This is a genomic window from Kitasatospora sp. GP82 (genome assembly GCF_029892105.1).
Classification (GTDB): Bacteria; Actinomycetota; Actinomycetes; order Streptomycetales; family Streptomycetaceae; genus Kitasatospora.
Map to the genome: position 1 here is coordinate 1 of NZ_JARZAJ010000025.1, position 25,619 is coordinate 25,619.

General features: G+C 70.4%; 26 protein-coding genes. 20 read left to right on the forward strand and 6 right to left on the reverse strand.

The window, feature by feature from the left end:
• Positions 1 to 244 precede the first annotated feature (244 nt).
• From P3T39_RS24500 to P3T39_RS24560, 13 genes are all read left to right on the forward strand, one after another.
• Positions 245 to 1,504, forward strand: coding sequence for a serine hydroxymethyltransferase (locus P3T39_RS24500; protein WP_280701080.1), 1,260 nt, complete (start codon positions 245 to 247; stop codon positions 1,502 to 1,504).
• A 174-nt stretch (positions 1,505 to 1,678) separates the two neighbouring features.
• Complete coding sequence (locus tag P3T39_RS24505) at positions 1,679 to 2,971, forward strand: MraY family glycosyltransferase (RefSeq protein WP_280701081.1); 1,293 nt, start codon at positions 1,679 to 1,681, stop codon at positions 2,969 to 2,971.
• Positions 2,972 to 3,276: 305 nt separating this feature from the next.
• Entirely contained in the window at positions 3,277 to 3,714 is a 438-nt protein-coding gene (locus tag P3T39_RS24510; RefSeq protein ID WP_280701082.1) for a hypothetical protein, read from the forward strand.
• Positions 3,715 to 3,978: 264 nt separating this feature from the next.
• Positions 3,979 to 4,812, forward strand: coding sequence for a F0F1 ATP synthase subunit A (atpB, locus tag P3T39_RS24515; protein ID WP_280701083.1), 834 nt, complete (start codon positions 3,979 to 3,981; stop codon positions 4,810 to 4,812).
• A gap of 85 nt (positions 4,813 to 4,897) precedes the next feature.
• Positions 4,898 to 5,134: an ATP synthase F0 subunit C gene (atpE, locus tag P3T39_RS24520; RefSeq protein WP_280701084.1), complete on the forward strand. Its 237-nt coding sequence runs from the start codon at positions 4,898 to 4,900 to the stop codon at positions 5,132 to 5,134.
• A gap of 37 nt (positions 5,135 to 5,171) precedes the next feature.
• Positions 5,172 to 5,729 (forward strand): F0F1 ATP synthase subunit B, encoded by a 558-nt coding sequence (locus P3T39_RS24525; RefSeq protein WP_280701085.1) that lies wholly within the window; start codon positions 5,172 to 5,174, stop codon positions 5,727 to 5,729.
• On the forward strand, positions 5,726 to 6,541 hold the full coding sequence (locus P3T39_RS24530; protein WP_280701086.1) for a F0F1 ATP synthase subunit delta: 816 nt from the start codon (positions 5,726 to 5,728) through the stop codon (positions 6,539 to 6,541). The genes P3T39_RS24525 and P3T39_RS24530 overlap by 4 nt, the downstream gene beginning before the upstream one ends.
• 148 nt (positions 6,542 to 6,689) lie before the next feature.
• Positions 6,690 to 8,264 carry a F0F1 ATP synthase subunit alpha gene (gene atpA / locus P3T39_RS24535; protein ID WP_280701087.1) on the forward strand — a complete coding sequence of 525 codons (1,575 nt, stop codon included), beginning with the start codon at positions 6,690 to 6,692 and terminating at the stop codon, positions 8,262 to 8,264.
• A gap of 32 nt (positions 8,265 to 8,296) precedes the next feature.
• Complete coding sequence (locus P3T39_RS24540) at positions 8,297 to 9,211, forward strand: F0F1 ATP synthase subunit gamma (protein WP_280701088.1); 915 nt, start codon at positions 8,297 to 8,299, stop codon at positions 9,209 to 9,211.
• Positions 9,212 to 9,213: 2 nt separating this feature from the next.
• Positions 9,214 to 10,659, forward strand: coding sequence for a F0F1 ATP synthase subunit beta (gene atpD, locus P3T39_RS24545; RefSeq protein WP_280701089.1), 1,446 nt, complete (start codon positions 9,214 to 9,216; stop codon positions 10,657 to 10,659).
• Between the two features lie 202 nt (positions 10,660 to 10,861).
• The gene (locus P3T39_RS24550) at positions 10,862 to 11,251 is read left to right on the forward strand and encodes a F0F1 ATP synthase subunit epsilon (protein WP_280701090.1); all 390 of its coding nucleotides are present in this window, start codon (positions 10,862 to 10,864) and stop codon (positions 11,249 to 11,251) included.
• A gap of 149 nt (positions 11,252 to 11,400) precedes the next feature.
• Positions 11,401 to 11,910 (forward strand): DUF2550 domain-containing protein, encoded by a 510-nt coding sequence (locus P3T39_RS24555; RefSeq protein ID WP_280701091.1) that lies wholly within the window; start codon positions 11,401 to 11,403, stop codon positions 11,908 to 11,910.
• A gap of 254 nt (positions 11,911 to 12,164) precedes the next feature.
• Positions 12,165 to 12,737: a cob(I)yrinic acid a,c-diamide adenosyltransferase gene (locus P3T39_RS24560; protein WP_280701092.1), complete on the forward strand. Its 573-nt coding sequence runs from the start codon at positions 12,165 to 12,167 to the stop codon at positions 12,735 to 12,737.
• A 4-nt stretch (positions 12,738 to 12,741) separates the two neighbouring features.
• Here P3T39_RS24560 and P3T39_RS24565 read toward each other — a convergent pair whose 3' ends face one another.
• Positions 12,742 to 13,272, reverse strand: coding sequence for a hypothetical protein (locus P3T39_RS24565; RefSeq protein ID WP_280701093.1), 531 nt, complete (start codon positions 13,270 to 13,272; stop codon positions 12,742 to 12,744).
• A gap of 157 nt (positions 13,273 to 13,429) precedes the next feature.
• On the opposite strand from P3T39_RS24565, the gene P3T39_RS24570 reads away from it, so the two are divergent.
• Together P3T39_RS24570 and P3T39_RS24575 are read left to right on the forward strand one after the other, a co-directional pair.
• A complete protein-coding gene (locus tag P3T39_RS24570; protein ID WP_280701094.1) occupies positions 13,430 to 14,617 on the forward strand; it encodes a histidine kinase in 1,188 nt (395 codons plus the stop codon).
• Complete coding sequence (locus tag P3T39_RS24575) at positions 14,614 to 15,273, forward strand: response regulator transcription factor (protein WP_280701095.1); 660 nt, start codon at positions 14,614 to 14,616, stop codon at positions 15,271 to 15,273. Before P3T39_RS24570 ends, P3T39_RS24575 begins: the two co-directional genes overlap by 4 nt.
• 115 nt (positions 15,274 to 15,388) lie before the next feature.
• Here P3T39_RS24575 and P3T39_RS24580 read toward each other — a convergent pair whose 3' ends face one another.
• Positions 15,389 to 15,694 (reverse strand): hypothetical protein, encoded by a 306-nt coding sequence (locus tag P3T39_RS24580; protein ID WP_280701096.1) that lies wholly within the window; start codon positions 15,692 to 15,694, stop codon positions 15,389 to 15,391.
• A 188-nt stretch (positions 15,695 to 15,882) separates the two neighbouring features.
• On the opposite strand from P3T39_RS24580, the gene P3T39_RS24585 reads away from it, so the two are divergent.
• The 3 genes from P3T39_RS24585 to P3T39_RS24595 all read left to right on the forward strand — a co-directional run bounded on the left by P3T39_RS24585 (position 15,883) and on the right by P3T39_RS24595 (position 19,953).
• A complete protein-coding gene (locus P3T39_RS24585; protein WP_280701097.1) occupies positions 15,883 to 16,749 on the forward strand; it encodes a 3-hydroxyacyl-CoA dehydrogenase family protein in 867 nt (288 codons plus the stop codon).
• A 283-nt stretch (positions 16,750 to 17,032) separates the two neighbouring features.
• A complete protein-coding gene (locus P3T39_RS24590; RefSeq protein WP_280701098.1) occupies positions 17,033 to 17,404 on the forward strand; it encodes an STAS domain-containing protein in 372 nt (123 codons plus the stop codon).
• A 245-nt stretch (positions 17,405 to 17,649) separates the two neighbouring features.
• Positions 17,650 to 19,953 (forward strand): ATP-binding protein, encoded by a 2,304-nt coding sequence (locus tag P3T39_RS24595; RefSeq protein ID WP_280701099.1) that lies wholly within the window; start codon positions 17,650 to 17,652, stop codon positions 19,951 to 19,953.
• A 282-nt stretch (positions 19,954 to 20,235) separates the two neighbouring features.
• Here P3T39_RS24595 and nucS read toward each other — a convergent pair whose 3' ends face one another.
• Entirely contained in the window at positions 20,236 to 20,895 is a 660-nt protein-coding gene (nucS, locus tag P3T39_RS24600) for an endonuclease NucS (RefSeq protein WP_280701100.1), read from the reverse strand.
• Positions 20,896 to 21,479: 584 nt separating this feature from the next.
• Here nucS and P3T39_RS24605 point away from each other — a divergent pair.
• Positions 21,480 to 21,872 carry an SCO5389 family protein gene (locus tag P3T39_RS24605; RefSeq protein ID WP_280701101.1) on the forward strand — a complete coding sequence of 131 codons (393 nt, stop codon included), beginning with the start codon at positions 21,480 to 21,482 and terminating at the stop codon, positions 21,870 to 21,872.
• A gap of 132 nt (positions 21,873 to 22,004) precedes the next feature.
• On the opposite strand, the gene P3T39_RS24610 is transcribed toward P3T39_RS24605, so the two are convergent.
• Positions 22,005 to 23,168 carry an LLM class flavin-dependent oxidoreductase gene (locus P3T39_RS24610; RefSeq protein ID WP_280701150.1) on the reverse strand — a complete coding sequence of 388 codons (1,164 nt, stop codon included), beginning with the start codon at positions 23,166 to 23,168 and terminating at the stop codon, positions 22,005 to 22,007.
• Between the two features lie 405 nt (positions 23,169 to 23,573).
• On the opposite strand from P3T39_RS24610, the gene P3T39_RS24615 reads away from it, so the two are divergent.
• Positions 23,574 to 23,852 carry an ATP/GTP-binding protein gene (locus P3T39_RS24615; RefSeq protein ID WP_280701151.1) on the forward strand — a complete coding sequence of 93 codons (279 nt, stop codon included), beginning with the start codon at positions 23,574 to 23,576 and terminating at the stop codon, positions 23,850 to 23,852.
• 7 nt (positions 23,853 to 23,859) lie between these two features.
• On the opposite strand, the gene P3T39_RS24620 is transcribed toward P3T39_RS24615, so the two are convergent.
• On the reverse strand, positions 23,860 to 24,627 hold the full coding sequence (locus tag P3T39_RS24620) for an ABC transporter permease subunit (protein ID WP_280701102.1): 768 nt from the start codon (positions 24,625 to 24,627) through the stop codon (positions 23,860 to 23,862).
• A gap of 1 nt (position 24,628) precedes the next feature.
• Entirely contained in the window at positions 24,629 to 25,606 is a 978-nt protein-coding gene (locus tag P3T39_RS24625) for an ATP-binding cassette domain-containing protein (RefSeq protein ID WP_280701103.1), read from the reverse strand.
• Positions 25,607 to 25,619: the final 13 nt, after the last annotated feature.

The following is a 25,619-nucleotide window of genomic DNA, read 5'->3' on the forward strand; positions in this document are numbered from 1 at the left end:
GGCCTCTGCCGCTGGGGCCGCTGTGGTTCCCCGGGCCCCTGTAAGGCCGGCCTCTGCCGCTGGGGCCGCTGTGGTTCCCCGGGCCCCTGTAAGGCTCACCGTTGCCCCTGGGAAAGCTCGCCGTTGGCCCTGGGAATCCCGATGGTGCCTCTGACGGGGTATCGGCGATCGCGTCGACGGGCCTGGAGACGGGGGCGGTCCTACGCTGGAGGGAATCCGCCCGCCGCTGCCCGGGAGCGCTGCCATGACCGTCACCGATGCCACCGAGGTGCACTGGGAGGCCGCCGAGGCCCTGAGGCAGGCCGATCCCCAGTTGGCCGATCTGCTGGCCGCCGAGGCCGCCCGCCGGGCCGAGAGCCTGCAACTGCTGGCAGGGGAGAACCTGACCAGTCCGGCGGTGCTCTCGGCCCTGACCGGGCCGCTGATCGACAAGTACGCCGAGGGCTACCCCGGCCACCGCCACCACTCGGGCTGCGCCCTCGCGGACGCCGCCGAGCTGCTGGCGATCGACCGGGCCAAGCAGCTGTTCGCCGCCGAGCACGCCAATGTCCAGCCCCGGTCCGGGACTTCGGCGATGCTCGCGGCGTATGCGGCGCTGCTGAAGCCCGGTGACGTGGTGCTCGCGATGTCGTTGCAGCACGGCGGCCACCTCAGCTGCGGTTCTCGGGCCAACTTCTCCGGCCGCTGGTTCGACTTCATCGGCTACGGCGTGCGCGAGGACGACCAGCTGATTGATCTCGGCCAGGTGCGCGAGCTGGCCAGGCTGCACCGCCCGAAGGCGATCGTCGCGGGTGGCATCTCCTACCCGAGACACATCGACTGGGCCGAGTTCCGGAAGATCGCGGACGAGGTGGACGCCTATCTGATCGCCTCCGTCGCGCAGGTCACCGGACTGATCGCCGGGGGAGTGGCGCCCTCGCCGGTGCCGTACGCGGATGTGACCGTCGCCGCCACCCACAAGCTGCTGCGCGGTCCGCGCGGCGGTCTGCTGCTCTGCTCGGCGGAGCTGGCAGAGCGGGTGGACCGCGCGGTGTTCCCGTTCAGCCAGGGCGGGGCCGCGATGAACGAGGTCGCGGCCAAGGCGGTGGCCTTCGCCGAGGCGGGTACCCCGGCCTTCGGGGAGTACCTGCAACGGGCGGTGGACGGCGCGCGCGTCCTGGCCGGGGCGCTGGCCGAGGCCGGAGCACCGCCGCTGACCGGCGGCACCGACACCCACCTGGTGACCGCCGACGTCAGCCCGCTCGGTCTGACCGGCCGCGAGGCCGAGCTCCGCTGTGCGGCCGCCCAGCTGATGCTCGGCAAGTGCGCGCTCCCGTACGACCAGGCTCCCGTCACCGAGGCTTCCGGCATCCGCCTCGGTACCGGGGCGGTGGCGGCCCAGGGCATGGGCAGGAGCGAACTCAGCGAGGTCGGCGCCTTGATCGGGCGCCTGTTGACCAGCGGCCCCGACCCCCGGATCGGTGAGCGGGTACGGGAGCTCGCGGCCGCCTTCGGGAGGCGCTGAGAGCGCCGCTCACCCGATGAGCGACGACCAAATCCCCCGTAAGGCGAACCGCGATGCACACGGGGCTCGTCCAACTCAATAAGGTGTGCACCGTGGCGACGCACCTCGAACCCCTGACAATCACGGCAGTACCCTCGGTACTCGACCGTCGGACCGTCGCGCTGGAGGCCAGTGGTGCGTGAGTATCTGCTGGTGCTGTTCGTCACGGCGGCCGTCACCTACCTGTTGACCGGCCCCGTGCGGAAGTTCGCCATTGTCGCGGGCGCGATGCCGGCCGTCCGTGAGCGCGATGTGCACCGCGAGCCGACGCCCCGGCTCGGCGGGCTCGCGATGTTCGGCGGACTCCTGGCCGGGTTGCTGGTGGCCTCGCAACTGACCAACCTGGGCCATCTGTTCATCCAGACCGCCGATGTCAGGGCGCTGCTCTCGGGCGCCGGGATCATGTGGATCCTCGGTGTGCTGGACGACAAGTGGGGCGTGGACGCCCTGGTGAAGCTCGGCGGTCAGATGATCGCCGGCGGTGTGATGGTCTGGCAGGGCGTGACGGTGATCTCGTTCCCCGTCCCCGGTGTCGGCACCGTCTCGGTCAGCCCGACCCTGGGCATGATCATCTCGGTCACCCTGGTCGTCGTCATGGTGAACGCGGTGAACTTCATCGACGGCCTGGACGGCCTGGCGGCCGGCATGGTCTGCATCGCGGCGACGGCCTTCTTCCTCTACTCGTACCGGCTCTGGTACGGCTACGGCATCAACGACGCCGCCCCCGCCGTGCTGTTCAGCGCGGTGCTGATCGGTATGTGCCTGGGCTTCCTGCCGCACAACCTGCACCCGGCGCGGATCTTCATGGGCGACTCGGGCTCGATGATGCTCGGCCTGATGCTCGCCGTGGCCGCCATCTCCATCACGGGTCGTGTCGACCCCGACCTGATCACCGACCGGACGGGTTCGCAGACCAGCACCGTGCACGCACTGGTGCCGATCTACATCCCGCTGCTGCTGCCGCTGACGGTGATCGCGCTGCCGCTGGCCGACCTGCTGCTGGCCGTGGTGCGCCGCACCTGGGCAGGCAAGTCGCCGTTCGCCGCCGACAAGCAGCACCTGCACCACCGTCTGCTGGAGGTCGGCCACTCGCACAGCCGGGCCGTGCTGATCATGTACTTCTGGGCCATGGTGATCGCCTTCGGCACCGTCGCCTTCTCGATCCCGGCCACGGGCCGGGCGGTGGTGCTGAGCATCGCGGGGCTCTGTTTGGTCGGCATCGTGGTGCTGCTGATGCCGCGCTTCCGTCCGCACGCGCCGCGCGCGGTACAGGCGTTCGTCCCGCCGCGCTACCGCAAGGCGCCGGCCGCCGAGGCCGAGGTGGAGCTGCCGGCGATGGCGGAGCTCTCCGCCGACGACAAGGAGCTGCTCGGCCGGATCGGCAGCGGCGCCACCGCGGTCGGCAGCCACGGCGAGCGCCGGAGCTGACCCGGCGGGATCTGATACTCCGTCAACTCCCGTCACCCGTAAGGTGGCACCGCTGGGCCATCGGTGTGACAGGCGCCACACCTGCATGGTAAAGCTCTAATCAAATAGTTTGTGATACCGTTCACGAGTACCGAGAGCACGCCGAAAGACCTGACAGGTGTAGGACTTCCGTCCCTGGTCGGTCTTCCTCGACGGTCTCGCTGTCGAGCGGCCGGACTCCGGCGGACGTTCTCGGTGTGGTGTCACCACCGCGTAACCTGTGCCCGTCCCCGTTTTTTCACCGACATGCCGCCGGAGCTGCCGACATGCCGTCCCACGACGCCCGGATCTCCCTCCGTGGCGCCGCAATCCCCACTGCGGCCGCCGGAGTTGTCGCCCTTGCGATCTCCACTGCGCTGGTGGGATCGAAGGGGCTGGTCGGCGCACTTCTCGCCACTGTCCTCGTGATGCTGTTCTTCGCCTCGGGGCAGGTCGCTCTCGACCGGCTGACCAGGAACAACCCGCAGATGCTGATGGCCGGCGGGCTGCTCGTCTACACGACGCAGATCCTGCTGGTGGGCATCGTGCTGGCGATCGGCAAGCGGCTCTCCTTCTTCGACCATCCGACCTTCGGTTTCACGCTGCTCGGCTGCGCCCTGATCTGGACGGGCTTCCAGGTGCGTGCCGCGATGAAGGCGAAGATCTACTACGTCCAGACCGACTCCGGTGACAAGAAGGAGTCGCAGTCGGGTCGTCAACCGTGACAGGCGCCGGCTGTCCCCCTGCCGAGGGGGGCGGTGTTTATGCGGTACTGACGGACTGCTATCGTCCGTCGCAACACCGGAGTGCGGGATGCGGCCAGGTCCCTCCGATTCTCGGACGGATCGCCCCCCGGACTCGTGAAGTCTTCGAAGGCTCCGCAGCGTCGTCGGACGCAGCGCCGGGCCGGCGAGAAACCCAACTAGTTCCAGTGCCGCTCCGTGGCCCAAGGCCACGCCGACACACCGAGGTTGCCGTAACCATGCGTCATGACGAAGGAGTCTGTGGTGGGTGCTGACGTAAAGACGCAGCTCGCCTCTGAGGCCGGGTGCCACCTGTTCTCCGGTTGCGGCTTCCCGGCCCCCGGCCTGAACGAGTTCGACTTCAAGCCGATCTTCTCGGTCGGCGGCGTCGACTTCAACAAGCCGATGTTGCTCTCGATCCTCGCAGCTCTGCTGGTGGTGGGCTTCTTCTGGGCGGCCTTCGCCAAGCCGAAGCTCCTCCCCGGCAAGCTGCAGCTCGTCGGCGAGATCGGCTACGACTTCGTCAAGCGCAGCATCGTGCTGGAGACGATCGGCAAAAAGGGCGAGAAGTACGTCCCGATGCTGGTCTCGATGTTCTTCTTCATCTGGATCATGAACATCATGTCGATCATCCCGTTCGCACAGTTCCCTGTGACGGCGGCGATCGCGTTCCCGGCGGGCCTCGCGGCCGTCGTCTGGATCACCTACATGACGCTGACCTTCAAGAAGCACGGCTTCGTCGGCGGTCTGAAGAACCTTTGCTGGCCCTCGGGCATCCCCGGCTGGGTCATGTTCATCCTGGTGCCGATCGAGTTCTTCTCGAACATCTTCGTGCGCCCCTTCACGCTCGCGGTCCGAGCCTTCGCGAACATGTTCGCCGGCCACCTGCTGATCGTGATGTTCTCCATCGCCTCCTGGTACCTGCTCAGCCCGAGCCTCGGCGCGCTCTACGGCAGCGCCTCCTTCGTGGTGGCCGTCGCCCTCACCGCCTTCGAGCTGCTGGTCCAGTTCCTGCAGGCCTACATCTTCGTGATGCTGGCCAGCAGCTACATCGCCGGTGCTCTGGAAGAAGCGCACTGAGCCAGGGCCTCGGCCCACCCGAACCACCCCCGAACGCCCGGTGGCCAATCACCGCCGGTTCACCACCCTGCAAAGGACAACTGGAATGAGCATCCTCGCTGACGGCAACGTCTACGGTTCCGTCGCCTCCATCGGCTACGGCCTTGCTGCGATCGGCCCCGGCATCGGTGTCGGTCTCATCTTCGGCAACGGCGTCCAGGCCATGGCCCGTCAGCCCGAGGCTGCCGGCCTCATCCGCTCCAACATGTTCATCGGCTTCGCGCTGACCGAGGCGCTCGCCCTCATCGGCATCGTCATGCCGTTCGTCTTCGGCAACAAGTAATCCTGAAGCCGTAGACCCTTTCGAGGAAGGTCCAGATATGAGCATCGTGGCTCAGATCGCGGCGGAGGAGAAGATGAACCCTCTCCTCCCCGCGACGCCCGAGATCATCATCGGCCTGCTCTGCTTCTTCATCGTCTTCGGTCTCCTCGGCAAGAAGCTCCTCCCCAGCATCGAGAAGGTGCTGTCGGAGCGCCGGGATGCCATCGAGGGCGGCATGGAGCGTGCGCAGACCGCCCAGGCCGAGGCCCAGGCACTGCTCGAGCAGTACCGCGCCGAGCTCGCCGAGGCACGTCACGAGGCCGCTCGCATCACCGAGCACTCTCGCGAGCAGGGCGCTGTCCTGATCGCCGAGATGCGCGAGGAGGGCCAGCGCCAGCGCGACGCGATCGTCGCCGCCGGTCACGCCCAGATCGAGGCCGACAAGAAGCAGGCGACTGCCGCCCTGCGCCAGGACGTGGGTTCGCTCGCCTCTCAGCTGGCGTCCCGCATCGTGGGTGAGTCCCTTGAGGACGTCGCCCGGCAGAGCGGTGTGATCGACCGCTTCCTGGACGACCTGGAGGCCAAGGCCGCCGTTGCCCAGGGTGCTGCCAAGTGATCGGCGCCAGCCGCGAGGCCCTGGCCGCCGGTCGCGAGAACCTGGAGAGCCTGACCGACAACACTTCGGTGGACTCGGCCAAGCTCGCCGAGGAACTCGCCGCTGTCACCGCCCTGCTGGACCGTGAGGTCTCGCTGCGCCGAGTGCTGACCGACCCCTCGCGGTCGGGCCAGGACAAGGCCCAGCTGGTCGCCTCGCTGCTGTCCGGCCAGGTCTCCGGCGAGACGGTCGACCTGGTCTCCGGCCTGGTCCGGTCCCGTTGGTCCGGTTCCCGTGACCTGGTGGACGCGACCGAGGAGCTTGCCGCCTACGCCGAGATCATCGCGGCGGAGAAGGCCGGCTCGCTGGACGACGTCGAGGACGAGCTGTTCCGCTTCGGTCGTGTGGTCGCCGGTTCGCACGAGCTGCGGGCCGCGCTCACCGAGCCGAAGGCCGGTGCTGCCGAGAAGGCGGCGCTGATCAAGAAGCTGCTCGGCGGCCGCGCCAACCCGGGGACCGTCCGCCTGGTCACGTCCCTGGTCACCAACCCGCGCGGCCGTAGCCTGGAGCAGGGCCTGGAGTCCTACTCCAAGCTCGCTGCCGCCCGGCGTGGCCGTGTGGTGGCCCTGGTCACCACCGCCGTTCCGCTGTCGGACGGTCAGAAGGAGCGGCTTGCCGCTGCCCTCGCCGGACTGTACGGCCGCCAGGTGCACCTGAACATCGACATCGACCCCGAGGTCCTTGGCGGTGTCCGGGTGCAGATCGGTGACGAGATCATCGACGGCACCGTGTCGAGCCGCCTCGAAGGCGCTCGCCAGGCCCTCGAAGGCTGAGCACCAGCACATCCGACCCTCGGTCGGGCGCCGACTCAGAAGAGTCGGTAAATCGTACGGCCGGTTCATACGACCCGGCCGAGAGTCGAGTACTTGCGGCCCTCAATGGCGGGCCGAGGATCGCAAACTAGGAGAGCAGGGAAGCCTGATGGCGGAGCTTACGATCCGTCCGGAGGAAATCCGGGACGCGCTGGCCGACTTTGTCCAGTCGTACCAGCCGGACGCCGCCTCGCGTGAAGAGGTCGGCACGGTCACTGACGCGGCAGACGGTATCGCCCATGTCGAGGGCCTGCCCTCGGTCATGGCCAACGAGCTGCTGAAGTTCGAGGACGGCACCCTCGGCCTCGCGCTGAACCTCGACAGCCGCGAGATCGGTGTCGTCATCCTCGGTGAGTTCGGCGGCATCGAGGAGGGCCAGACGGTGCGTCGCACCGGCGAGGTCCTCTCCGTCCCGGTCGGCGAGGGCTACCTCGGCCGCGTCGTGGACCCGCTGGGCAACCCGATCGACGGCCTGGGCGAGATCGCCTCCTCCGGCCGCCGCGCCCTGGAGCTGCAGGCCCCCGGCGTCATGGTCCGCAAGTCGGTCCACGAGCCGATGCAGACCGGCATCAAGGCCATCGACGCCATGACCCCGATCGGCCGCGGCCAGCGTCAGCTGATCATCGGCGACCGCCAGACCGGCAAGACCGCGGTGGCGATCGACACGATCATCAACCAGAAGGACAACTGGCGCTCCGGCGACCCGAAGAAGCAGGTCCGCTGCATCTACGTCGCCATCGGCCAGAAGGGCTCCACCATCGCGTCCGTCCGCGGCGCCCTGGAGGAGGCCGGCGCGCTGGAGTACACCACCATCGTGGCTGCTCCCGCCTCCGACCCGGCCGGCTTCAAGTACCTCGCCCCGTACACCGGTTCGGCCATCGGCCAGGAGTGGATGTACGACGGCAAGCACGTCCTGATCATCTTCGACGACCTGTCGAAGCAGGCCGAGGCCTACCGCTCCGTCTCCCTGCTGCTGCGCCGCCCGCCGGGCCGCGAGGCCTACCCGGGTGACGTCTTCTACCTGCACTCCCGCCTGCTGGAGCGCTGCGCCAAGCTCTCCGACGAGCTGGGCGCCGGCTCGATGACCGGTCTGCCGATCATCGAGACCAAGGCCAACGACGTCTCGGCGTACATCCCGACCAACGTCATCTCCATCACCGACGGCCAGTGCTTCCTGGAGTCCGACCTGTTCAACGCCGGCATCCGCCCGGCCGTGAACGTCGGTATCTCGGTCTCCCGTGTCGGTGGCTCCGCCCAGATCAAGGCCATGAAGTCGGTCGCCGGCCGCCTGCGCCTGGACCTCGCCCAGTACCGTGAGCTGGAGGCGTTCGCCGCCTTCGGTTCCGACCTGGACGCGGCCTCCAAGGCCCAGCTGGAGCGCGGTGCCCGCATGGTCGAGCTGCTGAAGCAGGGCCAGTACCAGCCGTTCCCGATCGAGGAGCAGGTCGTCTCCATCTGGGCCGGCACCACCGGCAAGCTGGACGACGTCCCGGTCGCCGACATCCGTCGTTTCGAGCGCGAGTTCCTGGACCACCTGCGCATCGAGAAGAAGGACCTGCTGGCCGCGATCGTCGAGACCTCCAAGCTGGAGGACGGCACCATCGACGCGCTGACCGAGGCGATCAAGTCCTTCAAGCTGGGCTTCACCACCGCCGACGGCAAGCTGCTCGGCGAGCAGGCCTGAGTCCGGTAGCGAGGGAAAGGACGTAGCGACCCATGGGAGCACAGCTTCGGGTCTACAAGCGCCGGATCCGCTCTGTCACCGCGACGAAGAAGATCACCAAGGCGATGGAGATGATCTCCGCGTCGCGCATCGTCAAGGCGCAGCGCGCGGTGGCCGCCTCCACTCCGTACGCCGATGAGCTCACCAGGGCGGTGACGGCGGTGGCCACCCGGTCCAACGCCAAGCACCCGCTCACCACCGAGAAGCCGGGTGCCTCGCGCGCCGCGGTCCTGCTGATCACGGCCGACCGTGGTCTGGCGGGCGGTTACTCGACCAACGCCATCAAGCAGGCGGCCGCGCTCTCCGCGCAGCTCCGCGAAGAGGGCAAGGACGTGGTGACGTACATCGTCGGGCGCAAGGGTGTCTCGTACTACAACTTCCGTGAGCTTGAGGTCACGGGGTCGTGGACGGGCTTCTCCGACAAGCCGACGTACGGTGACGCGAAGGCCGTGGCGAGCGATCTCATCGAGGCGTTCGTGGCCGAGACCGGCGGCGTGGACGAACTGCACCTGGTCTCCACCAAGTTCGAGTCCATGCTGACTCAGACCGCGGTGACGGCTCGGCTGCTGCCGCTGAAGCTGGACGAGGTCCAGCTCAGCGACGAGTCGAAGGCCAAGCACGAGATCTTCCCGCTCTACGACTTCGAGCCGTCGGCCGAGGGCGTCCTGGACGCCCTGCTGCCGCGCTACGTCGAGAGCCGGATCTACAACGCGCTGCTGCAGTCGGCCGCCTCGGAGCACGCCGCCCGTCGGCGCGCGATGAAGTCCGCGACCGACAACGCGGGCGAGCTCATCAAGTCGCTGACGCGGCTTGCCAACTCGGCCCGCCAGGCCGAGATCACCCAGGAAATCAGCGAGATCGTCGGTGGCGCCAATGCGCTGGCCGACGCTAGCGCGGGGAGCGAATGAGAATGACCACCACTGTTGAGCCGACCACGGCGACGGGCCGCGTCGCGCGGGTCATCGGCCCGGTCGTCGACGTGGAGTTCCCCGTCGACGCGATTCCGAACATGTTCAACGCCCTGCACGTCGAGGTGGACAACCCCGACGGCTCGGGCAAGAAGATCCTGACCCTCGAGGTCGCCCAGCACCTCGGTGACGGCGTCGTCCGCGGCATCTCGATGCAGCCGACCGACGGCCTGGTCCGCGGTGCCACCGTGACCGACACCGGTGCGGCGATCTCCGTCCCGGTCGGCCAGATCACCAAGGGCAAGGTCTTCAACGCCCTCGGCGACGTGCTGAACGCCGACCAGGACGAGTTCAACGCCCAGGTGACGACCCGCTGGCCGATCCACCGCAAGGCGCCGGACTTCAAGGACCTCGAGTCCAAGACCGAGATGTTCGAGACCGGCATCAAGGTCATCGACCTGCTCACCCCGTACGTCGTGGGTGGCAAGATCGGCCTGTTCGGTGGCGCCGGCGTCGGCAAGACCGTCCTCATCCAGGAGATGATCTACCGCGTCGCCGAGAACTTCGGTGGTGTGTCGGTCTTCGCCGGTGTCGGTGAGCGCACCCGTGAGGGTAACGACCTCATCCACGAGATGGTCGACTCGGGCGTTCTGGACAAGACCGCGCTGGTCTTCGGCCAGATGGACGAGCCGCCGGGCACCCGTCTGCGTGTCGCGCTCTCCGCGCTGACCATGGCGGAGTACTTCCGTGACGTCGAGAAGCAGGACGTGCTCCTCTTCATCGACAACATCTTCCGGTTCACCCAGGCCGGTTCCGAGGTGTCGACCCTGCTCGGCCGTATGCCCTCCGCGGTGGGTTACCAGCCGAACCTGGCCGACGAGATGGGTCTCCTCCAGGAGCGCATCACCTCGACCCGCGGTCACTCGATCACCTCCATGCAGGCGATCTACGTCCCCGCGGACGACCTGACCGACCCGGCCCCGGCCACCACCTTCGCCCACCTCGACGCGACGACGGTTCTCTCCCGTCCGATCTCGGAGAAGGGCATCTACCCGGCCGTGGACCCGCTGGACTCCTCGTCCCGCATCCTGGACCCCCGGTACATCGCGCAGAGCCACTACGACACGGCCCTCCGTATCAAGGGGATCCTGCAGAAGTACAAGGACCTGCAGGACATCATCGCGATCCTCGGTATCGACGAGCTGAGCGAGGAGGACAAGATCACCGTCCACCGCGCCCGCCGTATCGAGCGCTTCCTCTCGCAGAACACCTACGTGGCGAAGCAGTTCACCGGCGTCGACGGCTCGACCGTTCCGCTGTCGGAGACCATCGAGGCGTTCAACGCGATCGCGGACGGCAAGTACGACGCCGTCCCGGAGCAGGCCTTCTTCATGTGCGGTGGCATCGAGGACCTCGAGAAGAACGCCGCCGAGCTGGCGAAGAAGTAATCTCCCGGCCGACTGATGGCTGACTGACCGTGAGGGGTGGTCCCCGCATCCTGGGGACCACCCCTCACGGCGCAAACGGCTGTGATCCCGGTCATCTCCGTGTCCTTTGTTTCTTTTCGGGGGCACGGGCCCGTTATTCTTACCGAAACTGCCGAGTAATCGGGCCCGCCCCGATTTCCCGGCAAGAGCCTAGGAGCCCACGTTGGCTGAGCTGCACGTCGAGCTGGTCGCAGCCGACCGCAAGGTGTGGTCCGGTGCGGCCACCATCGTTGTCGCCCGTACGGCCTCCGGTGACACCGGCATCATGCCGGGCCACACCCCGGTACTGAGCGTGCTGGAGTCCGGTCCGGTCACCATCCGCACCACCGATGGCGGCACCGTCGTCGCCGCTGTGCACGGTGGCTTCATCTCCTTCGCCGACAACAAGCTGTCTCTGCTCGCGGAGATTGCCGAGCTGGCGGACGAGATTGATGTCGCCCGTGCCGAGCGGGCACTGGAGAACGCGAAGAGCGAGCTCGACGCCCACGCCGAGCGCCGCGCCGAGGTCCGCCTCGTTGCGGCCGGTGCACTCGGCGGGCACAAGCTCGTCTGAAGCGAGAATTGACCCGAATTGTCGGGTCGACCGACGGTCCCGGGGACGCGAGAGCGTGACCCCGGGACTGTCGTATCAGTTGGTAGGTAAGTGCGGTCGCTTGATACGACCGATACGGGGAACGCAGGTCAGCGAGGAGGTCGGTGAGCATGGTCCTCGCCCTTGTGGTGTGTGCAGCGGTCGTGGCCCTGGGGGTGATCGGACTCGTCGCCTTCGCGGTTCGACGCCGAGTGATCCAGCACGTCGGCGGAACGTTCGACTGCAGCTACCGCCTCAAAATGCCGGCCGACGCCTCCACACAGCCCGACCTCGACGAGAACGGCAGACCCACCCCAGCCTCCACCCCGCAGAAGTCCGGGGCAGACGGCAAAGGGTGGGTTTTTGGTATCGGCCGCTACAGCGGTGACTCGATCGAGTGGTTCCGGGTCTTCTCCTACGCCCCGCGCCCCCGCAAGATCCTCCCGCGCCGCGAGATCGAGGTCCTCGGCCGCCGCTACCCCGAGGGCCAGGAGGAACTCGCCCTCCTCTCCGGCTCCGTGGTCCTGCGATGTCTCCACAACGGCGCCCCCCTCGAACTCGCCATGAGCGAGGATGCCCTCACCGGCTTCCTCGCCTGGCTGGAGGCGGCCCCGCCCGGGCAGAGGGTCAACGTCGCGTAGCGACGGACCCTCGGTCGGGGGTCCCCCCGCCCGGAGGGTGGGGGCGGGTCAACGTCGCGTAGCGACGGACCCTCGGTCGGGGGTCCCCCCGCCCGGAGGGTGAGGGCGGGTCAACGTCGCGTAGCGACGCACCCCCGGGTCAGGGGTGCTTCAACGTCGCGTGATCCTGGATCACCCTTTCGGGTGGTTTTGTTCGGTTTCCCTCCTTGCGTGATCGCGGGTGAGCCGCGCGAGGGCTGAGTAGGCTGCGGCGCATGGTCAATCTCACGCGTATCTACACCCGTACCGGCGACGACGGCACCACCGCGCTCGGTGACATGAGCCGTACGACCAAGACCGACCCCCGGCTGATCGCGTACGCCGATGCCAACGAGGCCAACGCGGCGCTCGGAGTGGCCATCGCGGCCGGGGCACTGCCCGAGGACGTGGTGGCGGTGCTGACGCGGGTGCAGAACGATCTCTTCGATGTGGGGGCGGACCTCTCGACGCCGGTGGTCGAGAACCCCAAGTACCCTCCGCTGCGGGTGCTGCAGAGCTATGTCGACCGGCTGGAGGGCGACTGCGACCACTATCTGGAGCAGGTGGAGAAGCTGCGCAGCTTCATCCTGCCCGGGGGCACGCCGGGGGCGGCCCACCTGCACCTGGCGTGCACGGTGGTGCGCCGGGCCGAGCGGTCGACCTGGGCGGCGATCGAGGCGCACGGGGAGACGGTGAACCCGCTCACGGCGAAGTACCTGAACCGGCTGTCGGACCTGCTGTTCATCCTGGCGAGGGTGGCCAACAAGGAGCGGGGCGACGTGCTGTGGGTGCCGGGGGAGAACCGGTAGGCCGTCAGCGGCGCTTGGGGAAGACGGTGTAGCTGGCGGCGACGACCAGGCTGATGCCGGTGACCCAGGCCATGGTGCCGTACCAGCGGGTGAGGGCGGCGGTCCGGGCGGTGTCGTCGACCAGGGCGATCATGCCGGCGATCAGGGCGGCGGTGATCGCCGCGCCGACCAGGGTACGGGCGAAGATCCTCCACTCGTGCGCGGCCCGGGCGGCCCCGTACTTCGGAGGCTTCACGGGGGCCGGACCGCCGGCGAGGCGGTGGGCGGCGTGGGCGTCGGCCCACCGGACGAGGTAGTGCCCGTAGGCGACCGAGAAACCGACGTACGCCGCGCCCAGGCCGTGCGCCCACTCTGCGGGCGCACCGTGCCGAAGGTCGAGCACGGTGGCGCCGAGCACGATCAGGTCGATCAGCGGCACGGCCAGCAGCAGGGCCGTGCCGACCCGCCGCCACCCGAGCAGATAGCGGGTTGCCAGGGCGAGGACCAGCACCACCCAGAAGCCGGCCTCGCCGGCGATGACGACGGACACGGCCACGGCTGGCTCCTCTCGGCGGGGTACGCCGTCAAGCCTGGCCGGTCCGTGCGGGCAACCGCCTCGTCGCCGACGGCGATCTGCGGCTGCACCCTTCGATGTACGGGCCCTCCTCCGGCCGGTCCTCGCCCGGCAGGTCGGGGGGTGATGAGATGGTGGGGTGCGAAAGATCAGTCTGGGGCCGCGTCAGGAGGACCTGCTCATCGCCGGCGCCGGCCTGCTCGGCGGCCTGGTGCTGACGGCGTTCGGCGCGTACGACCGGACCCGTGCCCCGGTAGCGGTGAGCCTGCTGCCGCTGGTGGCGATAGCCGGTCTCGAACTGGTGCGGCGCACCCGCACGGTGTGGACGGTGAGCCTCGGCGGGATGCTCTTCGCCCTGAACCTCTTCGCCGGGTCGAACATGGCCGCGGTGATCATGTACACCGATCTGCTGTATGCCGCCACGCTCTACGGCAGCCGTCGGATGTCCACCATCCTGCACCTCACCGGCGGCGGGACCACCGTCCTCCTGTCCACCCTGGTGCTGATGTACGCCACGGTGGCGCAGGCCCTGCTGGTGGCCGGGTTCGCCGGGCTGATCTTCATCGCACCCGTGTGGACCGCCGACCTGCTGCGCGAGCACCGCGAACGCGCCGACACCGAGCGGCTGCGGGCCGAGCAGACCGCCCTGCTGGCCGAGTTGGACCGCCGGGAGGCCGTGGTGGCCGAACGGGCCAGGATGGCCCGCGAGTTGCACGACGTGGTGGCCAACCACCTCTCGGCGATCGCCATCCACGCGACCGGCGCCCAGTCGCTGGCCCGCCGCCAGGAACGGGCGGTGGACGATCCGCTGCTGGCGGCGATGGCCGTGATCCGGGAGAGCAGCGTCCAGGGCCTGGCCGAGATGCGCCGGATGATCGGCCTGCTGCGCTCCGGTGACGAGGGAACCTACGAGGCGCCCAGGCTGGACGCCCTGGACACCCTGCTGACCCAGGCCAGGGCGGCGGGCCAGGAGGGCGGTCTCGACTTCGAGCTGGCCGAGGACGGCGAGCGCGGCGAACTGTCGGCCCCGCTCGAACTGGCGGCCTACCGGATCGTCCAGGAGTCGCTCACCAACGCGCTCAAGCACGCCGTCCCGGGCGTCGTCCGGCTCAGCCTGACGTACCGTCCGGAGCACGTGGAGATCGTCACCGAGAGTCCGTACCGTGCCGGGGAGGTGCCGGCCGCGCCCGGGGCGCGGGCGGGCCTGGTCGGTATGGGGGAGCGGGCCGGGCTGCTCGGCGGCAGTCTGGAGGCCGGCCCCGAGAGCGGGCGATGGCGGGTACGCGCTGTGCTGCCCAGGGAGCCGAAAGGCGAGGAGGAGCCGTGACGATCCGGGTACTGGTGGCCGAGGACCAGGCGGCGGTGCGGGCCGCGCTGGTGATGATCCTGCGGGCCGAGCCCGACCTGGAGGTGGTCGGTGAGGCTGCCGACGGCGAGCAGGCGGTACGCCTGGCACTGGAGCTCAAGCCGGACGTGGTACTGATGGACGTTCAGATGCCACGGCTCGACGGGGTGTCCGCGACCCGGCAGGTGGTTGAGGCCGGGGCGGCTCAGGTGCTGATGCTCACCACCTTCGACCTCGACCAGTACGTCTACGGCGCGCTGCGGGCGGGGGCGGCCGGATTCCTGCTCAAGGACCTGGAGGCGGACACCCTGATCGAGGGCATCCGTACGGTCGCGCGCGGGGACGGCATGCTCGCGCCCTCCGTCACCCGGCGGCTGATCGGGACCTTCGCCCGCCCCGACCGGCCCGGCCAGCCCTGGACCAGGGCCGCGGTGGAGGGGCTGACGCCCCGGGAGCGCGAGGTGCTGGCCTGCCTTGGCGCCGGACTCTCCAACGGCGAGATCGCCACCCGCCTGGAGATGGCCGAGGCGACCACCAAGACCCACGTCAGCCGGATCCTGGCCAAGCTCGAACTGCGCAGCCGGGTCCAAGCGGCCATCCTGGCCCAGGACTTGGGCCTGACCGCAGACCAGTACTGAGCCCTGGGCTCTTCAGAGGGCTGTCGGGCAGACCTTCAGGGGCCCCGCGCCCCTGATTGGTCGGCCCTTGCTCCGGGGGATGTGTGCGGCGTCGTGGCGCTCCCGAGGGGTCTGGTCAGTTGAGGTGGAGGGCGCGGAGGGCGGGGTGCTCGTCGGCGGGCCAGACCATCAGGCGGAGGCCGTCGCTGGTGTGTACGAGGTTGTACTTCAGGCCGGCGGAGCGCAGCAGGGCGGCGAGCCGCCGGGCTTCGGCCTCGTCGGCGGGGGTGGCCACCGGGACCATCAGTCCGTACTCCTCGGGTGCCCCGGTGCGCGGTGGCCGGGCCACCAGGGACGTACCGGTGCCGTAGGTCCAGCGCAGCAGCAGGACCAGGACACCCATCACCGCGAAGGAGATCAGCATCAACGCCAGGGTGCGCACGGTTCACCTCTCGGAGGTCGGGCGCAGATCACACTGCACAATCTCACCACGGAGAGCCCCGGGGCATTAGAGTCCGGCGCGTGAGCGGCGCGGCTTTGGGGGGTGATCCTTGCCCTGAGCCGCCTTCAGGCACCGCCCTGGGCCGCACGCTTCGACTCAGGGCGGCAATCGGTACTCGGGAGACAGCCATGAGCAACGCATCCACCCAGCAGATCGCCGTGATCGGCGCCGGACTCATGGGCGCGGGTATCGCCCAGGTCTCCGCCCAGGCCGGTCACCCGGTGGTGCTGCGGGATGTGACGGACGCCGCGTTGCAGCGCGGTCTGGACGGCATCCGTGCCTCGTACGAGAAGTTCGTCTCCAAGGGCAGGCTGACGGCCGAGGAGGCCGAGGCGGCGCTCGGACGGATCACCACCACCACCGACCTGGGCGCGGTTGCCGAGGCCGACATCGTGGTCGAGGCGGTGTTCGAGCAGCTGGACGTCAAGGAAGGCGTCTTCCGTGAGCTCGACAAGCTGGCCAAGGAAGGTGCGGTGCTGGCCTCCAACACCTCCGCCATCCCGATCACCCGGATCGCCGCCGCGACCGACCGCCCGGAGAGCGTGGTCGGGGTGCACTTCTTCTCGCCGGTGCCGCTGATGAAGCTGGTCGAGCTGGTGCGCGGCTACAAGACCAGCGACGAGACGCTGGCCACCGCCCGGGCCTTCGCCGAGGGCGTCGGCAAGGAGGTGGTGGTGGTCAACCGCGACGTGGCCGGCTTCGTCACCACCCGCCTGATCACCGCCCTGGTGGTCGAGGCCGCGAAGCTCTACGAGTCGGGCGTCGCCACCGCCGAGGACATCGACACCGCCTGCCGCCTCGGTTTCGGCCACCCGATGGGCCCGCTGCAGACCGCCGACCTGACCGGCGTCGACATCCTGTTGCACGCCGCGCGGAACATCTACGACGAGACCCAGGACGAGAAGTTCGCCGCCCCCGAGATCATGGCTCGCATGGTCACCGCAGGGGACCTCGGCCGTAAGAGCGGCCGGGGCTTCTACCCGTACGAGAAGTAGGCCGAGCGGCCCTCTGCGGCGGGGGCAGTGGGTGAGTTTGCTCACGCCTCTGCCGCAGACGGGTGATTTGGGCGGTAATCGAGCGTGGGTATGGGGTTCGACTGCGTATATTCCCTCGGACGAGTGAAGTTGCTTCAGATCTGACAGTGACCAGCAACCTGCACAGCCGCTTCACCGTCAGATGAGGGGGAGTGCCGGCGTGGCCCCCGGTGCGCGACGCGACCAGGTGTCCGCCCGGAACGGAGCCCCGGCAGCCCCTACCGGCAGAGCGGAGGAGGAGAGCGTGCGCATCACCGGCGACCACGGCGGCTTGGCCATCCAGGGCCGCCTCGACGTCCGCAGCGCCGCCGACGCCCGGGTCCGGCTGCACCAGGCGGTCGACGGTGGCCAGGGGGACCTGGTGCTCGATCTGTCGGGTCTGGAGTCCTGGGACGCGACCGGACTCGGCGTGATCATGGGCACCCACCGGCGGGCCGGGCGGCTCGGGCGGCGCCTCGTCCTGCGGGCCGTTCCGGCGCAGCTCCAGCGGCTCCTGGTGGCCACCCGCCTGCACCGCATCCTCGCCGTCGAGGGCACCGTCCCCGACCCGTACGGCACCTCCCTACCCGCGCTCGGTGTGACGCCGCCGAACCCGCTGGTCGCGCCGTACCTCTGAGGGGCGGGGCGCCGCCCGGCCGGCCGGGGTCCTCGGGAGCGCAGGCTCTCGGCGGGGTGATGCGCGCTCAGGTGGCGGACTGTCATCGCGACGGAGGAGGGACCGGTATGGGCTCCGGCGTTCGAGTGTGCGAGAGTCTGCGCTCAGGAGTACGGCCGCCGGGGCCTGCAGTGGTCCGGTGAGCGGTCAGGGAACTGCGTCGCGGCCTCGGCGGGCCGGACGGCCGAGCATGGGCGGAGCGGAACGTGGGACAGCCAACCGGAGACCTCCGGCAGGACGGACTGCGGCCCAGGACCGGTGAGGTGGTCTCCGGCGATCTGCTGCTCACCGTCGGCACCCCGGACGGCTCCGAGGCCCGCCCCTGCCCGGACGAGTGGCGCCCCGTCCTGCGCCGGGCCGACCACCGCCCGAACGCCAGGCCCGCACCGGGCCCGAGCCCGTCCGTCGATCCGTCGGCACCCGGCGGTGCCAGGACGGACACGCCACTGCTGGACCGCGAGTCCGAGGTGGCCGAGTTGCTCGACCTGCTCTCCCAGGGGCGGTCGGTCCGGCTGGCCGGCCAGGCGGGTTCGGGCCGCAGCGCGCTGCTGGCGGCCGTCGCCGAGGCTGCCGGGGGCATCGCCCCGGACGGTGTGGTCCGGCTCAACGGCTACCGCAGGACTGCCCAGGACCTGCTCCAGGACCTCTTCGCCGCCACGTTCCAGAACCCCGGCTACCGCCCCGACCGGCACCAGCTGCCCGTCCTGCTCGGCGACGTCGGCGCGATCGTGGTGATCGACGACGTGGAGTTCCCCGCCGAGGAGCTGGAGGAACTGCTCGCCACCGCGCCCGACTGCGCCTTCCTGATCACCGTCGCCCCCGGCAGCCCGCTGTCGGCGCCCGGTTCGCGACTGGAGGACCACCTGGTGGCCGGGATCTCCAGGCCTGCCTGCCTGGGCCTGGTGGCCCGGCTCGCGGGGCGGCCGCTGGAGGAGCCCGAGCGGGCCTGGCTGGTGGACCTCTGGTTCGAGTCGGAGGGTCTGCCGCTGCGCTTCGTCCAGGCGGCCGCGCTGCTGCGCCGGCGCGATGCCGAGGTGGACGGGCTGGTCGCGGCCCGGCAGGAGCGCCACAGCCTCTTCGGCCTGGTGAAGGAGATGGCCGAGCCCCAGGACCCGGCCGAGCTGGAGAGCGAGCTGCGCCGTACCGTCCCGCTGCCCTCGGTGGTGGAGAGCGCCTCGCCCGCGGTACGGCTGGCGGAGGGGCTGAGCGAGCCCGCGCAGTCGGTGCTGCGGCTGGCGGTCGCGCTGGGCGGTGAGCTGCCTACGGCACCGCATCTGCCGGCGCTGATCGACGTCGGCCTGGGGGAGCGCGCCCTGCGGGAGCTGACCGACTGCGGGCTCGCCGTCTCGATCGGCGGGCACCATCGGCTCGCCTCCGGTGTGCTGGACCTGCTGGAGCCGCACTGGGAGCCCAGGACGATCGCGTCCGGCGCGGCCCGGCACTTCTCCTGGTGGGTCGGGAACGCCTCGGTGAGTACCGGGCAGATCGCCGCCGAGGCCGAGGTGGTGATCGGCGCGATGCTGGCCGACCGGGCGGCGGGACGGCCGCAGGAGATGCTTCAGCTGGCCAGGGCGGCGGCACCGGCCTTCGCGCTGTCGCTGCGCTGGGGCGCGTGGGAGCGGGCCCTGCAACTGGGTCTCGAGGCCGCCAGATCGCTCGGCTCGACGGCCGACGAGGCGTGGTTCCACCACGAGCTCGGGGTGCTGGCCCTGTGCGAGGGGCAGCCGGAGCGGGCCAGGACCGCGCTGGAGGCGGCCGTGGCCCTGCGGGCCGCGGTCGGCGAGACGCGCGGCAGCGCGGCGGCCAGGCGGATGCTCGACCTGTTGCGGACCGAGACCCTGCAACTCCCGGTGGTCGAGAGCGTGCCCTCGGCGGCGGGACGCCGTCCCTCGATCCGGGCGATCACGGCCCAGGTGCCCTGGCGCTTCCGGGCCACGCGGGTTCCGGAGCCCACCCGGCGGACGGTACTGACCGCAGGTGCGGCCGTGCTGGTGCTCGGCGTGCTCGGGACGGCGGTCGGCCTGAGTCTGGCCGGGCCGCACCCTGCGGGCGGCAGCAGGACGGTGCAGCCGGACGGTCCGGCGGACGACGGCTCGCTCACCCAGCACATGCCCATGACGGGGAGCACCGGCCCGTCCCCTTCGGCGAGCGTGCCGCGCTCGGCGGGCAGCCCGGCCGCCTCCGCTCCCGGGGACGGCAACTCCGTGCCGACAGGCGGCAGTACGGGCGGCCAGAAGGGCCGCAGCAGCGGGGAGCCGACCTCGGACCGGACCTGGTACCCGGTCACCGACCCGCCGGCCCCGCAGACCTCGGCGCCCGCGCCGAGCCACAGCCGGCCGGGTGGCACGCCGTCTCCCTCCGCCAGCCAGTCCTCGACCGGCTCGAAGAGCTCCGCGCCGCCGTCGTCCTCGGCCCCGCCGAGCGATCCGCCGTCGCACTCGCCGGCACCCTCGGCCTCCACCCCGACCACGCCGCAGACCGTCGGGGAGTCCTCGCCGAGTACCCCGTAGCCGAGGCGGGGGGGCCCCCCCCCCCCCGGCCCGGGGGGGGGGGGGGGGGGCCCCCCCCCGCCCCCCCCCCGGGGGGGGAGGCTGGTCCGGGGGGGGGGGGTAAAGCGGCCCCCGGGGGGGTGGAGCGGGAGCCCGCCGCCGGCCTCGGGGGCGGGGGGGGCCGGGACAAACCGGGGGGGGGGCGGGGGGGGGGGGGGGCGCCCCCCCCCCGCCCCCCCCCCCCCCCCCCCCCCCCGGGGGGGGGGGGGGGGGCCCCCCCCGCCTCGGAGCGATCCGCAGGGCCTAGAAGAGCTTGAGCTTGTCGTCGTCGATACCGCGCAGCTCGTCGTAGTCCAGGACGACGCAGCCGATGCCCCGGTCGGTGGCGAGCACCCGGGCCTGCGGCTTGATCTCCTGGGCGGCGAAGATGCCCTTGACGGGGGCGAGCAGCGGGTCGCGGTTGAGCAGCTCCAGGTAGCGGGTCAGCTGCTCGACGCCGTCGATCTCGCCGCGCCGCTTGATCTCGACGGCGACGGTGGCCCCGTCGGCGTCGCGGCACAGGATGTCGACCGGACCGATCGCGGTCGGATACTCGCGGCGGATCAGCGACCAGCCGGAGCCGAGGACCTCCATCCGGTCGGCGAGCAGCTCCTGGAGGTGGGCTTCGACGCCATCCTTCACCAGTCCGGGGTCGACCCCGAGCTCGTGCGAGGAGTCGTGCAGCACCTCTTCCAGGGTGATGATCAGCTTCTCACCGGCCTTGTTGACGACCGTCCAGGTGCCGTCGGCCTCCTTGAGGCTGCACGGCGGCGACATCCAGTTGAGCGGCTTGTAGGCACGGTCGTCGGCGTGGATGCTGACGCTGCCGTCGGCCTTGACCAGGATCAGCCGGGTCGCGGACGGGAGGTGGGCGGAGAGCCGACCGGCATAGTCGACTGAGCAACGGGCAATTACGAGACGCACGGTCGACCACGCTAGCCCACCGAGGCCAGTTGAAGCGATTCCGCGATAGTCGGGTGAAGAAACCCCGGTCTCGGCGAACCATGGAGTCCGGCACCTTGGCGCGCCCGTCCCACGGCAGTTGCCGGTACGGCCACCGGGGTCCACCCAACGGGGATGGAGATGTGAGATGAACGATCCGACGGGATCCGGCCAATCTGGCCGTTCGGACGGTTATTCCGGTGCAATGCGACAGATTCTCCAGCCGCGCTGACAATCGCCTGTCACTCTGTGGTGGGCGGTCGTCGCACAACCCGGTGGCCGCCGGGCATCCGCCGCACCCCGGGGCCGCCCGGTCCGTCGGAGCGCGACGTGCACCGTCGTCGGCCTGACCATGTGTCAGTCCTTTGGTCAGCTCCTGTGTCACTCAAGCGTCACTGCAGCGTCATTCATGCGTCAGCCCGTCCTGGAACCGACCAGGCCGGGCCACAGTCGCCGTGCGCCACCCCGCACAACCGGGCAACGGCTGAGCACGGCACGGCACCATCCGCACCAACCGCACGACCACCGCGGCGGCCGCGCCGTGGTGGACCGCGAGAGGAGAACCCATGTCGCTCGACGTCTCACCGGCCCTGTTGGAGAAGGCCGAGAGAGGAGAGGTCGACGAGCGGGAGTTCGTGGACTGCGTCCGCGTCTCCCTCCCGTACGCCTGGGAGCTGATCAGTTCGCTGGTCGCTCAGGTCCAGGTCGACGGTACCGACTTCGCCGACAACCAGGTACCGCCGCCCAGCGAGCAGGCCCGGGGCCAGCTGCTGCGGGCGATGGCCAGCGACGCGATCCGGGGCGCCCTGCAGCGTCACTTCGGAGTGAAGCTGGCGTTCCAGAACTGCCACCGGGTCGCGGTCTTCACGTCGTCCGGGGACAGTGAGGAGCGCTATCGGCGATTCACCTCCGTCCGGGCCCAGTTGCTCAACCAGTCGCCGGAGATGCGCGACTGTTGACCAGCCGGGCCGACGCGCCCGTACGGTCCGGCACGGCCGACGGCACGGCATCCGGTACCTCTCCAGGTGCCTCGACGGGCCGCCTCGGGACAGCAGACCCGGGGTGGCCCGCCCGCGTTCCGCGGCGGTCGCTCAGCTCAGCTGCGGCAGTACCTCGGCGCCGAGCCTGGAGATGTTGTGCAGGGTGGCCGCGCGGTTGCCCGAGCCCTCGGCGAGCAGGGCGAAGCGGCGGAGGCCGGTGCGCTCGGCGGTGGCCAGCAGCCGGTCCGCGCAGTGCTTCGGAGTGCCCACCGCGTGCAGGTCGCAGAGCAGTTCGGTGTACTCGTGCGGGTCGCGCATCCGCCGCTCCCGTCCGTCCACCGTGCGGTGAGCGCCCAGCCCGTACTCGAACCAGCCGGGCATCGCCCGCAGCAGGCTGGCCCGGGCCGTCGAGGTGCGGTCCTCGATCTGCACCACCCCGGCCGCGACATGCTCCCGCTCGATCCTGGTGAGCTGCTCCTCGCCGCGCCCGCAGGCCCGCCAGGCGGTCCGGTAGGCGGCCAGCATCTGCTGCTTGTCCTCGTCCCCGGAGTGCATACCGAGCAGCATCGGCAGACCGCGCTCGGCGGCCTGCCGAACGCTGTCGGGCGAGGTGCAGGCGACGATCACCGGCGGGCCGCTCTGCGGCCGGCCGCAGAGCGGGGAGTCACCGGCCTTGCCGTCCCGCCGCTGGCGGGGGAAGCGCACCAGCGCGCCCGTCGCCGCGTCCAGGCCCAGCCACTCGGCGAGATCGGGCACCCGGGCCGGACCCGGGGCGGGGGCGGCCTCGGCGGCTCTGGGCACCACGGCCACCTCGGGGAAGCTGAACTGCGGCCCGTTCGCGCCGACCCGGGAGCCGCGCAGCCAGCGCAGCAGCAGGTCGAGCCGCTCGGGGAACCCCTGTTCGTAGGCGGCCACTCCGCTGCCGAAGACGTCCAGGTCGATCCACGGGCCGCCGCGCCCGACACCCAGGGTGAACCGGCCGCCCGAGATCAGGTGCAGCATCGCGGCCTGCTCGCCGAGGGCCACCGGGTGCACGGTGGAGAGCACGCTGACGGCCGTGCCGATCCCGATCCGGCGGGTACGGCCGAGCAGCATCCCCGCCAGCGTGGCGGCGTTGGGGCAGACGCCGTACGGCACGAAGTGGTGCTCCGCCAGCCAGACGCTGTCCAGACCCGCCCGCTCGGCGGCGACCGCCGTGCGTACGGTGCGCTCCAGCGCCTCGGCATGGCTCTGGCCGGGGAACTGCGCCGAGAGCAGGAAGGCACCGACCCGGATCGAGTCGGTGGCGGCCGACCGCCCGTCGGAGGGCTCGGGGAGGGGCCTGCGGGCCGCCCCGGCCGACGGGTGGGTGTCGGGTCGCGGGCTGGTCTTGGTCATCGGGTGGCCTCCTCGGGTGCCGCAGGGTCTGCGAGCCCCGCTGTGTCCCCTTGTGAGTAACCGATGTCATGTGCCAATGGCACGCGGGTTCGCGAAAAACCCCGAAGATCGGGTGGATCTCGGGGGAAACCCGGGAGCGCCCGGTCGAGGCGTGATAGAGGCCGCAGTTGCGGCTCCCGGGGGTTGCCGCCGCCCCGTTGCCGCCCCGTACCCTGGAAGACCGTGTGAGACCGCCGAGAGGTAGTTGACGTGTCGCCCCGCCGTAACCGGATCAGCAGCAGCCGGAGCAACAGCGCCGCCGAGGTGCCGTCCCAGTCCGGGCCGTTCGGCAGTTCGCTGCGGCGCACCGAGAGCTACGCGGGCGAGGAGTGGGTGGTGCAGACGGTGCCCGGTACGCCGGGCCGCTACTACCGCTGTCCCGGCTGCGACCAGGAGATCCCGCCGGGGATCGGTCATGTGGTGGCCTGGCCCGGCCACGGCGCGGGGGTGGACGACCGGCGGCACTGGCACCGCGCCTGCTGGAGCGCCCGCGAGCGGCGGGGCGCCGACATCCAGCGCGGACGCGGCGCCCCTCGCTACTGAAGGCCGGTCAGGCGTCGCGCTTCCTGAGCACCAGCGCGCCGCCGACCAGGGCCGCCAGCGTCCAGGCCAGGCAGATGAAGAAGCCCGTCCACGGCCCGTAGGGCTGGCCGTGCTGCTCGTACACCAGCAGCATCCGCTGGCCCGCGTAGTCGGGGAAGTAGTGGGCCAGGGTCTTGACCTTCGGCACGGCCGAGAGGATCGGCGAGAGCAGGAAGAAGAACGGCACCAGGACGCCCAGCGCCATCGTCTGGTTGTGCAGCATCGCGGTGACGCCGGCCGCGAACAGGCAGAGCATGGTCAGGTAGAACGCCGCCCCGAGGACCGCGCGCAGCACGTTCGGTGCGCCCAGGGCGGTGGAGTGGTCGCCCAGCAGCGACTGGCCGACGAAGAAGGTCAGGAAGGCCGTCACCAGCGAGACCGCCAGGGCGAGTGCGCCCAGCACCACCGCCTTCCCGGTGAGCAGTGTGCCGCGCTGCGGGACGGCGGCCAGGGTGAGGCGGATCATGCCGGTGCTGTACTCGTTGCCGACCGCCAGCACGCCGAAGACGATGATGGCCAGCTCGCCCAGCATGATCCCGGAGAAGGCGGTGCCGGTGGGGTCGAAGGGGGAGCGGCCGTTCTCGCCGAACTGCTGGAAGTTGCTGCCGGTGAGGAAGGACAGCAGCGCGCCGAGGCCGATGGTGACCACGAAGGTCAGCGCCAGGGTCCAGACCGTGGAGCGGACACTGCGGATCTTCGTCCACTCGGACTGCAGGATCGCGGGGAAGGGCGTCATCTCAATTCGCCGCCTGCCGGCCGTTCCTGGGGTGCCACGCGGCACCCCAGGCGCCTGCCGCGTCGCGGCCCTCGCCGTCACCGGCGTGGTATTCCACCGAGTCCGCCGTCATCTGCATGAACGCCTCCTCCAGTGACGCCTGTTGCGGGCTCAGCTCGTGCAGGACGACGCCGTGGGCGGCGGCCAGTTCGCCGATCCCGGCCAGGCTGCCGTCCACGACCTCGTAGCTGCCCTCGGGGCCGGTCTCGGCGCGCAGCCCGGCGCCGGCCAGGGCGGTGTGCAGCTGCTCCACGTGCGGGGTGCGGATCCGTACGGCCGAGCGGGAGTTCTGCCTGATGAACTCGGGCATCGGCAGGTCGGCCAGCAGCCGGCCCCGGCCGATCACCACCAGGTGGTCGGCGGTCAGCGCCATCTCGCTCATCAGATGCGAGGAGACGAAGACGGTACGGCCTTCGGAGGCCAGGCCCTTCATCAGATTGCGGATCCACAGGATGCCCTCGGGGTCGAGACCGTTGACCGGCTCGTCGAACATCACGATCTCCGGGTCGCCGAGCAGTGCGGAGGCGATGCCCAGGCGCTGGCCCATGCCGAGCGAGAAGCCTCGTGAACGCTTCCGGGCCACCGAGCCAAGGCCGACGAGGTCGAGCACCTCGTTCACCCGGCGGGCGGGGATGCGGTTGCTCTGGGCGAGCCAGAGAAGGTGGTCGTAGGCAGTGCGGCCGGGGTGGACGGCCTTGGCCTCCAGCAGTGCGCCGATGTACTTGAGCGGCTCGCTGAGTTGGCCGTAGCGCTTGCCGTCGATGGTCACCCGGCCGCTGGTCGGCCGGTCGAGATCGAGGATCATCCGCATCGTGGTGGACTTGCCCGCACCGTTCGGCCCCAGGAAACCGGTGACCACGCCCCGGGGTACCTGGAAGCTCAGCCCGTCCACGGCCAGGGTGTCGCCGTAGCGCTTGCTCAGCTCGTGCAACTCGATCATGGTGTGCTCCCTC

Bases quoted from the DNA above. Each gene is read 5' to 3' on its own strand.
- P3T39_RS24560 (WP_280701092.1), top strand. From the start codon at position 12,165: ATGGTCAATCTCACGCGTATCTACACCCGTACCGGCGACGACGGCACC.
- P3T39_RS24585 (WP_280701097.1), top strand. From the start codon at position 15,883: ATGAGCAACGCATCCACCCAGCAGATCGCCGTGATCGGCGCCGGACTC.
- atpA (WP_280701087.1), top strand. From the start codon at position 6,690: ATGGCGGAGCTTACGATCCGTCCGGAGGAAATCCGGGACGCGCTGGCC.
- P3T39_RS24525 (WP_280701085.1), top strand. From the start codon at position 5,172: ATGAGCATCGTGGCTCAGATCGCGGCGGAGGAGAAGATGAACCCTCTC.
- P3T39_RS24605 (WP_280701101.1), top strand. From the start codon at position 21,480: ATGTCGCTCGACGTCTCACCGGCCCTGTTGGAGAAGGCCGAGAGAGGA.
- P3T39_RS24625 (WP_280701103.1), bottom strand. From the start codon at position 25,606: ATGATCGAGTTGCACGAGCTGAGCAAGCGCTACGGCGACACCCTGGCC.
- P3T39_RS24620 (WP_280701102.1), bottom strand. From the start codon at position 24,627: ATGACGCCCTTCCCCGCGATCCTGCAGTCCGAGTGGACGAAGATCCGC.
- P3T39_RS24500 (WP_280701080.1), top strand. From the start codon at position 245: ATGACCGTCACCGATGCCACCGAGGTGCACTGGGAGGCCGCCGAGGCC.
- atpD (WP_280701089.1), top strand. From the start codon at position 9,214: ATGACCACCACTGTTGAGCCGACCACGGCGACGGGCCGCGTCGCGCGG.
- P3T39_RS24510 (WP_280701082.1), top strand. From the start codon at position 3,277: ATGCCGTCCCACGACGCCCGGATCTCCCTCCGTGGCGCCGCAATCCCC.
- P3T39_RS24555 (WP_280701091.1), top strand. From the start codon at position 11,401: ATGGTCCTCGCCCTTGTGGTGTGTGCAGCGGTCGTGGCCCTGGGGGTG.
- atpE (WP_280701084.1), top strand. From the start codon at position 4,898: ATGAGCATCCTCGCTGACGGCAACGTCTACGGTTCCGTCGCCTCCATC.
- P3T39_RS24540 (WP_280701088.1), top strand. From the start codon at position 8,297: ATGGGAGCACAGCTTCGGGTCTACAAGCGCCGGATCCGCTCTGTCACC.
- atpB (WP_280701083.1), top strand. From the start codon at position 3,979: ATGACGAAGGAGTCTGTGGTGGGTGCTGACGTAAAGACGCAGCTCGCC.